This is a genomic window from Streptomyces sp. NPDC033131 (genome assembly GCF_055578365.1).
In genome coordinates this window covers 30,952-43,992 of sequence record NZ_JBVIPA010000023.1, presented here as the reverse complement: position 1 = coordinate 43,992, position 13,041 = coordinate 30,952, and the positions used below count along the sequence as shown (strand labels likewise).

9 protein-coding genes and 1 tRNA gene are annotated in these 13,041 nt (G+C 69.6%); 8 read left to right on the top strand and 2 right to left on the bottom strand.

All coding sequences use genetic code 11. The features are described 5' to 3' along the window. Positions 1-113 precede the first annotated feature (113 nt). The 6 genes from recF to ACZ5XS_RS26825 all read left to right on the top strand — a co-directional run bounded on the left by recF (position 114) and on the right by ACZ5XS_RS26825 (position 7,951). The gene (gene recF, locus ACZ5XS_RS26850; RefSeq protein ID WP_468655454.1) at positions 114-1,235 is read left to right on the top strand and encodes a DNA replication/repair protein RecF; all 1,122 of its coding nucleotides are present in this window, start codon (positions 114-116) and stop codon (positions 1,233-1,235) included. Further along, positions 1,232-1,768, top strand: coding sequence for a DciA family protein (locus tag ACZ5XS_RS26845; RefSeq protein ID WP_468655452.1), 537 nt, complete (start codon positions 1,232-1,234; stop codon positions 1,766-1,768). Before recF ends, ACZ5XS_RS26845 begins: the two co-directional genes overlap by 4 nt. 410 nt (positions 1,769-2,178) lie before the next feature. After that, positions 2,179-4,251 (top strand): DNA topoisomerase (ATP-hydrolyzing) subunit B, encoded by a 2,073-nt coding sequence (gene gyrB, locus ACZ5XS_RS26840; RefSeq protein ID WP_468655450.1) that lies wholly within the window; start codon positions 2,179-2,181, stop codon positions 4,249-4,251. A gap of 42 nt (positions 4,252-4,293) precedes the next feature. Then, positions 4,294-6,888 (top strand): DNA gyrase subunit A, encoded by a 2,595-nt coding sequence (gyrA, locus tag ACZ5XS_RS26835; RefSeq protein ID WP_468655448.1) that lies wholly within the window; start codon positions 4,294-4,296, stop codon positions 6,886-6,888. Positions 6,889-6,905: 17 nt separating this feature from the next. After that, the gene (locus tag ACZ5XS_RS26830; RefSeq protein WP_468655446.1) at positions 6,906-7,763 is read left to right on the top strand and encodes a DUF3566 domain-containing protein; all 858 of its coding nucleotides are present in this window, start codon (positions 6,906-6,908) and stop codon (positions 7,761-7,763) included. A gap of 111 nt (positions 7,764-7,874) precedes the next feature. Next, a tRNA-Ile gene (locus ACZ5XS_RS26825) sits at positions 7,875-7,951 on the top strand. A 234-nt stretch (positions 7,952-8,185) separates the two neighbouring features. Here ACZ5XS_RS26825 and ACZ5XS_RS26820 read toward each other — a convergent pair. Beyond that, positions 8,186-8,557, bottom strand: coding sequence for a DUF6344 domain-containing protein (locus tag ACZ5XS_RS26820; RefSeq protein ID WP_468655444.1), 372 nt, complete (start codon positions 8,555-8,557; stop codon positions 8,186-8,188). A 338-nt stretch (positions 8,558-8,895) separates the two neighbouring features. Between ACZ5XS_RS26820 and ACZ5XS_RS26815 the strand changes: the two genes are divergently transcribed. Then, positions 8,896-9,024, top strand: a complete 129-nt coding sequence (locus ACZ5XS_RS26815) for a DLW-39 family protein (protein WP_003999697.1) — start codon at positions 8,896-8,898, stop codon at positions 9,022-9,024. A gap of 223 nt (positions 9,025-9,247) precedes the next feature. Beyond that, on the top strand, positions 9,248-10,537 hold the full coding sequence (locus tag ACZ5XS_RS26810; protein ID WP_468655442.1) for a hypothetical protein: 1,290 nt from the start codon (positions 9,248-9,250) through the stop codon (positions 10,535-10,537). 139 nt (positions 10,538-10,676) lie between these two features. Here ACZ5XS_RS26810 and ACZ5XS_RS26805 read toward each other — a convergent pair whose 3' ends face one another. Further along, on the bottom strand, positions 10,677-12,968 hold the full coding sequence (locus ACZ5XS_RS26805) for a serine/threonine-protein kinase (RefSeq protein WP_468655440.1): 2,292 nt from the start codon (positions 12,966-12,968) through the stop codon (positions 10,677-10,679). Positions 12,969-13,041: the final 73 nt, after the last annotated feature.

Here is a 13,041-nt window from a genome sequence, read left to right as displayed (position 1 = left end):
ACAGCAGTCCACAGCTGCAGTCCATGGCTGTAGTCCCACAGCCCACGGGCTGCAGTCCACGAGCTGCGGTCCAGAAGTCGCAGTCCACGAGCCGGGGGAGGTCACGCACGACCATGCACGTCACGCATCTGTCGCTGGCCGACTTCCGCTCGTACGCCCGGGTCGAGGTCCCGCTAGACCCGGGCGTCACCGCCTTCGTCGGCCCGAACGGGCAGGGCAAGACGAACCTGGTCGAGGCCATCGGCTACCTCGCCACCCTCGGCAGCCACCGCGTCTCCTCGGACGCGCCCCTGGTCCGCATGGGCGCCGACCGCGCGGTGATCCGGGCCCAGGTCAGGCAGGGCGAGCGGCAGCAGCTGGTCGAGCTGGAGCTGAACCCCGGCCGGGCCAACCGGGCCCGCATCAACAGATCCTCGCAGGTCAGACCGCGTGACGTGCTGGGGATCGTACGGACTGTGCTGTTCGCGCCCGAGGACCTGGCACTGGTCAAGGGCGATCCCGGTGAGCGGCGCCGGTTCCTCGACGAGCTGATCACGGCACGCTCGCCGCGCATGGCCGGCGTTCGTTCCGACTACGAGCGCGTCCTCAAGCAGCGCAACACGCTGCTGAAGTCGGCCGCGCTCGCCCGTCGGCACGGCGGCCGTTCCATGGACCTGTCCACCCTCGACGTCTGGGACCAGCATCTCGCGCGCGTGGGTGCCGAGCTGCTCGCCCAGCGCCTCGACCTGGTCGCGGCGATCCAGCCGCTCGCCGACAAGGCGTACGAGCAGCTGGCCCCCGGCGGCGGCCCCGTCGCGCTGGAGTACAGGCCGTCCGCGCCGGGTGAGGCGCACACGCGCGAGGACCTCTACGAGCAGCTCATGGCCGCGCTGGCCGAGGCGCGCAAGCAGGAGATCGAACGAGGGGTGACCCTCGTCGGGCCGCACCGGGACGAACTGCTGCTCAAGCTCGGCCAGTTGCCCGCGAAGGGGTACGCCTCGCACGGCGAGTCGTGGTCGTACGCGCTGGCGTTGCGTCTGGCGTCGTACGACCTGCTCAGGGCGGAGGGCAACGAGCCCGTGCTCGTCCTGGACGACGTGTTCGCCGAGTTGGACACTCGTCGCCGCGAGCGCCTGGCCGAACTGGTCGCGCCGGGCGAGCAGGTCCTGGTGACGGCCGCGGTCGACGACGACGTACCGCATGTACTGACGGGGACGCGGTACACCGTGTCGGACGGGACGGTGGAGCGCGCATGAGCACCGAAGACGGGCCGGTCCCCGGCAAGCAGCCCGAACCCTCCGGCGTCGACCTCGCGCGCGTGGCGTTGCGCGCGGCGAAGGAGCAGGCACGCGCGCGTGGGGACGCGGTGCAGCAGAAGAAGCAGGCGCGTCGCGGCGGTCTGCGCTCCGGCGCGCGCGCCGATGGACGTGATCCCATGGCGCTGGGCGCAGCGATCAACCGGCTGATCACCGAGCGCGGCTGGGAGGCGCCGGCCGCGGTGGGCGGAGTGATGGGCCGCTGGCCGCAGATCGTCGGCGAGGACCTGGCCAAACACTGCGAGCCGGAGAAGTACGACGAGGACGAGCGGGTCCTGATCGTCCGATGCGACTCCACGGCGTGGGCGACGAACCTGCGTCTGCTCGCCCCGCAGCTGGTCGCGCGGCTGAACGAGGACCTGGGCCAGGGCGCGGTGAAGCTGATCAAGGTGCAGGGTCCTGGCGGCCCGCCGCGCCGCTACGGCCCGCTGCGCGCCCCCGGCAGTACGGGACCGGGCGACACCTACGGATGACGTGCGCACCCGTGGGTGACCGGCCGCGGCCCTCGGTGAGTGGCCGTGTCCGAGAGTGATGGACTTCACAACCGCAGATCCCGCGTGATCGCTTCGCGTCGCTGCACGCGGTGGCGAATCCCGACGTGACTCCCAAGTAGCCACGGGTTGACAGCCCGAAGCGCTGAGTGCCTGCGTGAGCCTCTTTGAGCCCCGTTCCGTATATGGGGACCCGGCAGATGCCGGTTGAGGGCGGCACATGCGGACTCAGGTACCGGCAAACCCCCATCACTGTCGGCGCTACCGGTAGACTGGAAGCTAATCCCGCCCCAAACGTGGGGACCGTCCGGGAAAAGCTGAGCAACGCTGATCAAGGCTTAACAACGCAACATGCCGCAGCCGCTCCGGCAACCCGCCGACGAGCCCGGCTCGTGCTGTGCCAGAAAGGGCGCTTCGTGGCCGATTCCGGCAACCCCAACGAGAACATCCTGTCCACCGAGGCCCCGGCCGTTGCCGAGGCCTCAGCAGTGGCCACGGCGTACGACGCCAGCGCCATCACCGTCCTCGAGGGCCTGGACGCGGTCCGCAAGCGACCCGGTATGTACATCGGCTCGACAGGTGAGCGTGGACTTCACCACCTCGTGTACGAGGTCGTAGACAACTCGGTCGACGAGGCGCTGGCCGGCCACGCGGACACCATCGATGTGACGATCCTCGCCGACGGCGGCGTCCGGGTCGTCGACAACGGCCGTGGCATCCCGGTGGGCATCGTCGCCTCCGAGGGCAAGCCGGCCCTCGAGGTCGTGCTGACCGTGCTGCACGCGGGCGGCAAGTTCGGCGGCGGCGGCTACGCGGTCTCCGGTGGTCTGCACGGCGTGGGCGTCTCCGTCGTGAACGCGCTGTCGTCGAAGGTCGCCGTCGAGGTCAAGACCGACGGGTACCGCCACACGCAGGACTACAAGATGGGCGTCCCCACGGCGCCGTTGGTCAAGCACGAGGCCACGGACGAGACCGGTACGGCGGTCACCTTCTGGGCCGACAGCGACATCTTCGAGACCACCGAGTACTCCTTCGAGACGCTCTCGCGGCGTTTCCAGGAGATGGCGTTCCTCAACAAGGGCTTGACGATCAAGCTCACCGACGAGCGCGAGTCGGCGAAGGCCACCTCCGGGGCGGACGAGGCGGGCGCGGACGAGACCGCCGACGTCAAGACCGTCACGTACCACTACGAGGGCGGCATCGTCGACTTCGTGAAGTACCTCAACTCCCGCAAGGGAGAGGCGGTACACCCGACGGTGATCGACCTCGAGGCCGAGGACAAGGACAAGAGCCTGTCCCTCGAAGTCGCGATGCAGTGGAACAGCGGTTACACCGAGGGCGTCTACTCCTTCGCGAACATCATCCACACGCACGAGGGCGGTACCCACGAAGAGGGCTTCCGCGCGGCGCTCACCAACCTGATCAACAAGTACGCGCGCGACAAGAAGCTGCTGCGCGAGAAAGACGACAACCTCACGGGTGACGACATCCGCGAGGGTCTGACGGCGATCATCTCGGTGAAGCTCAGCGAGCCGCAGTTCGAGGGCCAGACCAAGACCAAGCTGGGCAACACGGAGGCCAAGACCTTCGTGCAGAAGGCGGTCTACGAGCACCTGAACGACTGGCTGGACCGCAACCCGAACGAGGCGGCGGACATCGTCCGCAAGGGCATCCAGGCGGCCACCGCGCGCGTGGCGGCCCGCAAGGCCAGGGACCTCACGCGGCGCAAGGGCCTCCTCGAGACGGCCTCCCTGCCGGGCAAGCTCTCCGACTGCCAGTCGAACGACCCCGTCAAGTGCGAGATCTTCATCGTCGAGGGTGACTCCGCCGGCGGCTCGGCCAAGTCCGGCCGAAACCCGGAGTACCAGGCGATCCTCCCGATCCGCGGCAAGATCCTGAACGTGGAGAAGGCCAGGATCGACAAGATCCTGCAGAACCAGGAGATCCAGGCGCTGATCTCGGCCTTCGGCACCGGAGTCCACGAGGACTTCGACATCGAGAAGCTGCGCTATCACAAGATCATCCTGATGGCGGACGCCGACGTCGACGGCCAGCACATCAACACCCTGCTGCTGACCTTCCTGTTCCGCTTCATGCGCCCGCTGGTCGAGGCCGGGCACGTGTTCCTGTCGCGTCCCCCGCTCTACAAGATCAAGTGGGGCAAGGACGACTTCGAGTACGCGTACTCCGACCGCGAGCGCGACGCCCTGATCGAACTCGGCCGCCAGAACGGCAAGCGCATCAGGGACGACTCGGTGCAGCGCTTCAAGGGTCTCGGCGAGATGAACGCCGAGGAGCTGCGCATCACGACGATGGACCAGGAGCACCGCGTCCTCGGCCAGGTCACCCTCGACGACGCCGCCCAGGCCGACGACCTGTTCTCGGTCCTCATGGGCGAGGACGTCGAGGCGCGCCGCCAGTTCATCCAGCGCAACGCCAAGGACGTCCGCTTCCTCGACATCTGAGTCGGTCTCAGCTGACCGCACCAGGAAGGATCTTCACCAGCAATGGCCGACGAGAACACCCCCCTCATCCCCGAAGCGGGCGGCGAGATCGCCCAGCGTGTCGAGCCCGTCGGGCTCGAGACGGAGATGCAGCGCTCGTACCTCGACTACGCGATGTCCGTCATCGTCTCGCGTGCGCTGCCCGACGTCCGGGACGGTCTCAAGCCCGTTCACCGCCGCGTCCTGTACGCCATGTACGACGGCGGCTACCGGCCCGAGAAGGGCTTCTACAAGTGTGCCCGTGTCGTCGGCGACGTCATGGGCAACTACCACCCGCACGGCGACTCCTCGATCTACGACGCGCTGGTCCGCCTGGCGCAGCCGTGGTCGATGCGGATGCCGCTGGTGGACTCCAACGGCAACTTCGGCTCTCCGGGCAACGACCCCGCGGCCGCCATGCGGTACACCGAGTGCAAGCTGGCGCCGCTGTCGATGGAGATGGTCCGTGACATCGACGAGGAGACCGTCGACTTCACGGACAACTACGACGGCCGCTCCCAGGAGCCGACCGTCCTGCCGGCCCGCTTCCCGAACCTGCTGATCAACGGCTCGGCCGGTATCGCGGTCGGCATGGCGACCAACATCCCGCCGCACAACCTGCGGGAGGTCGCGGCCGGCGCCCAGTGGTGCCTGGAGAACCCGGAGGCCACGCACGAGGAGCTGCTCGACGCCCTGATCGAGCGCATCAAGGGCCCCGACTTCCCGACCGGCGCCCTGGTGGTGGGCCGCAAGGGCATCGAGGAGGCCTACCGCACGGGCCGCGGCTCGATCACCATGCGCGCGGTCGTCGAGGTCGAGGAGATCCAGAACCGCCAGTGTCTGGTGATCACGGAGCTGCCGTTCCAGGTCAACCCCGACAACCTCGCGCAGAAGATCGCCGACCTGGTGAAGGACGGCAAGGTCGGCGGCATCGCGGACGTCCGCGACGAGACGTCGTCCCGTACGGGCCAGCGTCTGGTCATCGTCCTGAAGAGGGACGCGGTCGCCAAGGTCGTTCTGAACAATCTCTACAAGCACACCGAACTGCAGTCGAACTTCAGCGCCAACATGCTGGCGCTGGTCGACGGTGTGCCGCGCACGCTCTCGCTGGACGCGTTCATCCGGCACTGGGTGACGCACCAGATCGAGGTCATCGTCCGGCGTACGAAGTTCCGGCTGCGCAAGGCCGAGGAGCGGGCGCACATCCTGCGCGGTCTGCTGAAGGCTTTGGACGCCATCGACGAGGTCATCGCGCTGATCCGGCGCAGTGACACCGTCGAGATCGCGCGCACGGGCCTGATGGAGCTCCTGGAGATCGACGAGATCCAGGCGAACGCCATCCTGGAGATGCAGCTGCGGCGACTGGCAGCCCTGGAGCGCCAGAAGATCATCCAGGAGCACGACGAACTCCTGGCGAAGATCACCGAGTACAACGCGATCCTCGCCTCCCCGGTCCGCCAGCGCGGCATCGTCAGCGCGGAACTCGCCGCGATCGTCGAGAAGTTCGGCGACGACCGCAAGACCATGCTGGTGCCCTACGACGGCGACATGTCCATGGAGGACCTGATCGCCGAGGAGGACATCGTCGTCACGGTCACGCGCGGTGGCTACGTCAAGCGCACCAAGACCGTCGACTACCGCGCCCAGAAGCGCGGCGGCAAGGGCGTGCGCGGCGCGAAGCTCAAGGAAGACGACATCGTCGACCACTTCTTCGTGTCCACCACGCACCACTGGCTGCTGTTCTTCACCAACAAGGGCCGGGTCTACCGGGCGAAGGCGTACGAGCTTCCGGACGCCGGGCGTGACGCGCGTGGACAGCACGTGGCCAACCTGCTGGCCTTCCAGCCGGACGAGGCGATCGCCGAGATCCTCGCGATCCGTACCTACGAGGTGGCGCCGTACCTGGTGCTGGCCACGAAGGGCGGCCTGGTCAAGAAGACGCCTCTGAAGGATTACGATTCGCCGCGTTCCGGTGGTGTCATCGCGATCAACCTCCGCGAGACGGAGGCCGGTTCGGACGACGAACTGATCGGAGCCGAACTTGTTTCGGCCGAAGATGATCTGCTTCTGATCAGCAAGAAGGCTCAATCGATCAGGTTCACCGCCACGGACGACGCACTGCGTCCCATGGGGCGTGCCACCTCGGGCGTAAAGGGCATGAGCTTCCGCGAGGGCGACGAGCTGCTCTCGATGAATGTTGTTCGACCCGGTACGTTCGTGTTCACTGCTACGGACGGCGGGTACGCGAAGCGGACCAACGTCGACGAGTACCGCGTCCAGGGTCGCGGCGGCCTCGGCATCAAGGCCGCCAAGATCGTGGAGGATCGTGGATCGCTCGTCGGTGCGCTGGTGGTCGAGGAGACCGACGAGATCCTCGCCATCACGCTCTCGGGCGGCGTGATTCGTACGCGAGTCAGCGGAGTCAGGGAGACGGGCCGTGACACCATGGGCGTCCAACTGATCAACCTGGGCAAGCGCGATGCCGTGGTCGGCATCGCACGTAACGCCGAGGCGGGGCGCGAGGCGGAGGAAGTCGACGGCGACGTGGCCGTCGACGAGACCGCCGAGGTTGCCGCGATCATCGGCACGGACGAGGGCGAGGCGCCCTCGTCCGAGTAGGCGAGGAGTGAGTCATCGTGAGCGGAGCCACGGGCGCCGGTTCGGTCGGTACCTCAGCCGGTAATTCTGCCGGCAAGGAAACGGACGGCGGCGGCCGTGGCTCCGCCGCGAATGCAACAGACTCGCACATGACGGGCGCGGGCACGCCAGACCCGCAAGCGACAGATCCGCACACGACCAACCTGCAGGCGATCAAGTCCCCCGGGACCGGGTCGCCCTCGCCCGACACGCATGGATCCCAGGGGGGAACTGTGACGGACACCCGAGGTCCGCAGGCCCAGCGGCCCGCCACCGGCGCGGGCCAGGCCACGGCCGCTCCGGGCGCCCAGCCTCAGCCGCAGCCGTCGGCCCAGCCGGCGCCGCCCGAGGCGACCTCCCCGCTGCCCGGGGAGCGGCAGCCGCAGCAGCCCGCCGGGCCGTACCACCCGCCGCAGGCCTACGCCTCGCAGGCGGGCCCGGCGAGTGCCGTACGCCGCCCCCGCACCGGCGCGCGCACCACGCCCCGCACCCGCAAGGCGCGCCTGCGGGTGTCGAAGGCCGACCCGTGGTCCGTGATGAAGGTCAGCTTCCTGCTCTCCATCGCGCTGGGCATCTGCACGATCGTCGCGGCAGCCGTGCTGTGGATGGTCATGGACGCGATGGGCGTCTTCTCGACGGTCGGCGGCACGATTTCGGAGGCCACCGGCTCGAACGAGTCGAACGGCTTCGACCTCCAGTCGTTCCTGTCGCTCCCGAACGTCCTGACGTTCACGGCGATCATCGCGGTCATCGACGTCGTCCTGGCGACCGCCCTCGCGACCCTCGGCGCGTTCATCTACAACCTCTCCGCGGGCTTCGTCGGTGGCGTCGAGCTGACGCTGGCGGAGGACGAGTGAGTTTGCCGTCCGACGCCTGCTGACGGTCACCGGATACCGATTTTGGGACTGCCCGCGTCGTGCGCTAATCTTCAGGGGTCAGCGCGCGGGACACACCCCGCAGAGCGCGGCGGGGCTATAGCTCAGTTGGTTAGAGCGCATCCCTGATAAGGATGAGGCCACAGGTTCAAATCCTGTTAGCCCCACCAGCACGAAGGCCCCCAACCGGTCATGGTTGGGGGCCTTTGCCGTTCACCGGATCCTCGCTGGTCGGAGTGAGGGCCTCAGGGCCGGCGTGCAGGGACAGGCTGTTGCGGTGGCCAGGGTTGGTTCCGGCCGGCGCCAGCAGTCGAGCCCCGACCGCGGGGCGGTCGGGGCTCGGTGTGTTCTTGGGGCGTACGCAAGTTCGCCGTTACGTCAGTGTGCCGGGTTGGAGTGTGCGGTCAGCGTCGGAGAGGGGCTGCCGGGGCCGCGTCCGGACCGCTCTCGGTGCTCGACTCCGCACTCGCGTCCACTTCCGTGTCCGTGTCCGCTTCCGTGTCCGTCGAGGGGCGGTGGCGGCAGCTGGGGGTCTTGCCGTGGGCCTCGGCGTGGATGCGCTGTTTCATCGTGGGGGGCAGGGCCCTGGTGCAGGACCAGGACCAGAGGGGCGTCGCCGGTGTCGTCGTCGTGGGCGCGGTGCTGTTGCGGGTCTTCTCGGTCTGCGGTACGGCCGCGGCGGCGGTCGTCGTGATCAGGCCGAGCGTCGTGCACAGTGCCAGGAAGGCGGTGACGATGGCGGTCCACAGCTTCATGACCTTGTTGTTCCGGGCCATGGCCCCTCACTTTCGGGTTGGGCGATTTGCGTACTTTCCTCATCATGTGTATGGGGGCCGTGAAGTGGTGGACCGACGCCCGTGGCGCGGCGATGTTCTGATGAACACCACTCGGATGGGTGCAAGAGGGTCGAAAATGAGGGAATACGGGATAAGAGGGGTCGAAATCACCCTTCGTGAGGGTGCGATCACCCTCTGATCGGAGCGCCCGGGTCCGCTTCTATTGCGGTGTCCGGGACGGGAGTTGAGGGCCCGACGTAGGTCACTGATCGGTCTCGGTCGGTGTGTATAGTCGGGCGCCAGAAGTCCCCTACGTCAACGAAAGACGAGGTCGCGCGGTGAAGAAGCTTCTCCTGGTCGCACTGGCCGCCATCGGCGGGCTCCTCGTGTACCGCCAGATCCAGGCGGATCGCGCCGAGCAGGATCTGTGGACGGAGGCGACTGACTCCGTGCCCACGGGTTCCTGAGTACCGACAAGCGAATCTGAACAGACCCCGGCCGCCTCGCGGTCGGGGTTTTGTGTTGCGAGTCGGGTGTTTCGGACGCTCGTACGGATTGCACGGATGGCGTGCCGCGCGGCGGGGCAGGATGGGCCCCGGTCCCGGTCCGGAGTTCGACGAGGGGTGGCGCGTGATGGGGCGGCGTACGGCGTGGTGGCGGGCGGCGACACGGCGCGGTCGTGGAGCCGTCGTGCGGGCGGCCGCCGTGGGCACGCTGCTGGGAGTCGCGGCGGCGCTGAGCGGTCCGCCCGCGTGGGCGGCCGGGGCACCGGGCTCGTACGCCTTCGACGAGGACGCTCGGTCGGTCTCGGGCGAAACGAGCACTGCGGACGCCGAACGCCTGGAACCCGGTACGACGTACCGCAGCTCCCTCCCGGCCACCGGTGAGCAGTTCTACCGTCTCGAACTCGACGCCACGTCGAACGTGTACGTCTCCGTCACGGCCGTCCCTCCCCCGGGTACGGAGGTCTCCGCCGGCGACGGCGTCAAGGTGACGGTCCAGGACGCCGACAGCCACACCTGCTCCGTCGACACCGTCAGCATCGGTGCCGGCCGCAGTGCCCGTCCCCTCACGGCCCTGGGCGAGCGCGAGGCCTCGCGCCGCGGGTCCGTGTGCAAGGAGGCCGGCACCTACTACCTGCTCGTCGAACGGGTCCAGAGGGCGACGGGTTCCTCCCCGTTCTCCCTGGAGCAGTGGGGCCTGGAGCTCGCTCCCGTACGGGAACCGCGACTCGAGCAGGCCGGTGCGACGAGCGCGCCCGAGGTCTGGGACTCCGCCTCGCCCGCGCCCCCCGGCGGTGAACCAGAGCGCCGAAAGGGCGGTGCGGGCTTCGGCGCGGCGACGTCCGTGGCGCAGGGCGTCTGGCTCGACGACGTCCGACCCGGCCAGACCCTCTTCTACGCGGTGCCCGTGGACTGGGGCCAGCAGCTCTACGCCACCGCCGAACTGGGCAGCGTGAGCGGCGACACCGACTTCGTGCCCAGCGCGCTGACGCTGTCCCTCTACAACCCCGTGCGCGGCCACGTCGACGACGACGGGGTCGGCTACGACGGCAGTCAGAAGTCGGCGGCGCTCAGACCACTGCCACCGGTCGCGTACGCCAATCGCTTTGCGGTCTCCGACCACGTCAGCGGCATGCGGTTCGCCGGTTCGTACTACCTGGTCGTCCATCTCGCGGCCCACATGGCCGACGGCGTCGGCGACGGCCCCTTCGACGTGACCCTGCGCCTGCGGGTCACACACACGGCGGAGGCCGGTCCTGCGTACTCGGGGCCCTCCCAGCCGCGGGACGTCTTCCAGGCCACAGCCCAGGAGCGGGAGACAGCGGCCTCGGACACCGGGGAGACGGCTGCTACAGGCGGGGACACCGTGATGAAGGTGATTGCGGTGGCGGGCATCGGCGGCGGGACCGCGGTACTGATGGTGCTTGGGGTGTGGATGGGGCTGGGGCGTAGGCGGGGGCGAGCCGGGGCCTGGTGAGGGGCGCGACCCGAGTCGGGGGATCGGCGGGGCGTGGCGGCGGCATGACGCCGCCTGGGTGAGCCGGCGGCCCCCGGCCGGTGAAGGGCCCGGTGCCCGACAGCGCGGGTGGTGAGGGCTCGGTACGGCCGAGGGTGAATCAGATTCGGGTCACGGCCCAGAAACCCACCGCGTAGCAGGCCAGCGCGAGAAGCAGGAGCGGGATCGCCACCTTGGCGGATGGCCCGGCGCGGCGTGCGGGGCGGGCTGCTCGGTGGCGCGGCTGAGACGTTGCCTGCGCGGGAGGTGGAACCTGCGGGGCTTGAGCGGTGTACGAAGCAGTAGAGGGTTCAGCGCGCTGGTGCAGGGCTGTGGTGGGGGCGTACGGGGCGTGGTGGGGGGCGGCGGCATGAGGCGGGGGGGAGGAGAGGACGTGCGTGGGGTCGTAGGGGGAGGCAGTGGGCGCCGCAGGGGCCGGGGGAGTTGAGCGGGGCTGAGCGTGGTGGGGCTCGGGCCGGGACTGGGGCTGTGGGTGTGCCTGCGCGTGTGGCTGTGGTTGCCGGTGTGCCTGCGGCTGTGGTTGGCCGTGCGGCCCATGCGGGGTGGACGCTTGGGCGGACGGGCTGATGGTGGTCTGCGGAGGCGGCAGGTGGAAGCTGCCGGTGTCCGACATGGAGGGCGGTTGTGCCTCCAGGCCCTCGGCGGTCGGAGCCGACGACTGCGGGTGTACGGCAGTTGGGGCGGGAGCGGGCGGTGGCACGTCCCCGCCCGGGGGCGATGTCCAACCGGTGCCCTGCCGGAGATGAGGGGACACGGTCTCCGCGGCCTGGCCGACTGGGGTGGCGCCGCTCGCCTCGTGCGGGGGTACGGAGTCTGCACCAGGAGCGGAGGGTATGTGGCCCGAGCCGACCTGGGCGCCCATGGAGCCCGTGCCTGGACCGGGCCCGAAGGGATCCATGCGGGGGCGGGCGGCCAAGGGGGCCTCATCCTGCTGTACGGCTGGAGCAGCGCCTGCCGATCCGGATGCCGAGTTCGCGTCTTCCTGCGGGGAAGCGGCGTGCCCTGGGTCCGGACCGAGGGGGATGCCCGCGGCTTCCGGCCGGGAGGGCGGACCCTCAGCGGGACGGAGAGGCGGACTCATCCCTGGCGTGGACGGGACACGGCCGCCATCACCGCCCGCCCACCCTGCGGCCCCCTGCGGCACTTCAGCTGCTTCCCCCGGTGGGCCGGCAGCTCCGGATCCGGCCCCGGGCCCCTCCATCCGCCGGGCAGCGTCGGCCACCGACGCCCCGGGCCCCTCCATCCGCCGGGCAGCGTCGGCCACCGACGCCCCGGGCCCCTCCATCCGCCGGGCAGCGTCGGCCACCGACGCCCCGGGCCCCTCCATCCGCCCGGCAGCGTCGGCCACCGGTCCGGGCCCCTCCATCCGGCCGGCGGCCCCCGCGGCCGACCAGCCCCTGTCTTCCGTCCGCGACGCTCCCCCTGCCGACGAGTAAGCCTCTCCTCCCGACCGGGATGCCCCTTCTGTCGGCCACCGCGAAGTCGACCCCGTCTCCACCCCCGGTGCCCGCTTGAGCGGGCCGGTCGGGGCGAAGCCCGCAGGGAGAGGGCCGAGTTGATCGAAGACCTCGATGATCTCGTCGTCGGGACCTGGCTCGGGAAGGAGTTCTACGGCCGATGCGAGTGCCTTGCGCGCGCCCGTGGCCGTGCGGAAGCGGGCGTGCGGATCGGGCTGCAGGAGCGAGGCCACGACCTGCCACAGCGGGTCCGGGATGCCCTGGGGGGCGCTCGGAGTGCCGTGTGCGGTGAAGTACTGGATGAGGGCCTTGGCGTCGGGTTTGGCGCCCTCCAGGAGATACAGCGCGGTCAGCCCCACGGCGAACAGGTCCGCGGGGAAGTCCGGTTCCGCGCCCATCATCTGCTCGGGCGCGAGATAACCGGGCGTTCCCACCACGAGGTTGGTCTCGGTCAGGCGCGGTTCGCCCAGCCGCATCGCGATGCCGAAGTCGGACAGGCGCAGTCGAGGCCGGCCCGTGCCGGTGGCTTCGAGGAGCACGTTGGCGGGCTTGACGTCGCGGTGGACGACGCCTTCCGCATGCACCGCGGCAAGTCCCGCCAGGAGCTGGTCCAGGAGCGTGCAGACGAAGGCGGGCGGCAGCGGCCCGTAGTCGTTGACGAGGTGGACCAGCGAACCGCCGGCGACCAGGTCCATGGTGAACAGGACTTTGTCGTCGTCGGCGGCCCAGCTGGCGGGCGCGAGCACATGAGGGTGGTCGATCCGCAGCGCCTGTTCGCGGACGAAGCGCAACAGCGCGTGCGCGTCGCGCTGTTGGAGGACCTTGGCGGCGACGTACCGGCGGCGGCGGTGGTCCCAGGCACGCCAGACGGCGCCCACTCCTCCGCGCCCGATCGGATCGGCCAGTTCGTACCGGCCGGCGAAGACCTCACCCATGGCTGTGCGTCGCCCCTCCCCCTTCGGTTACCCCCTTGCTTCTCCCTGCTTCCCCCGTGATGAGCGATACGAC

Coding starts and splice junctions, on each gene's coding strand:
- ACZ5XS_RS26805 (WP_468655440.1), bottom strand. CDS start 12,968: ATGGGTGAGGTCTTCGCCGGCCGGTACGAACTGGCCGATCCGATCGGG.
- gyrA (WP_468655448.1), top strand. CDS start 4,294: ATGGCCGACGAGAACACCCCCCTCATCCCCGAAGCGGGCGGCGAGATC.
- recF (WP_468655454.1), top strand. CDS start 114: ATGCACGTCACGCATCTGTCGCTGGCCGACTTCCGCTCGTACGCCCGG.
- ACZ5XS_RS26820 (WP_468655444.1), bottom strand. CDS start 8,557: ATGGCCCGGAACAACAAGGTCATGAAGCTGTGGACCGCCATCGTCACC.
- ACZ5XS_RS26845 (WP_468655452.1), top strand. CDS start 1,232: ATGAGCACCGAAGACGGGCCGGTCCCCGGCAAGCAGCCCGAACCCTCC.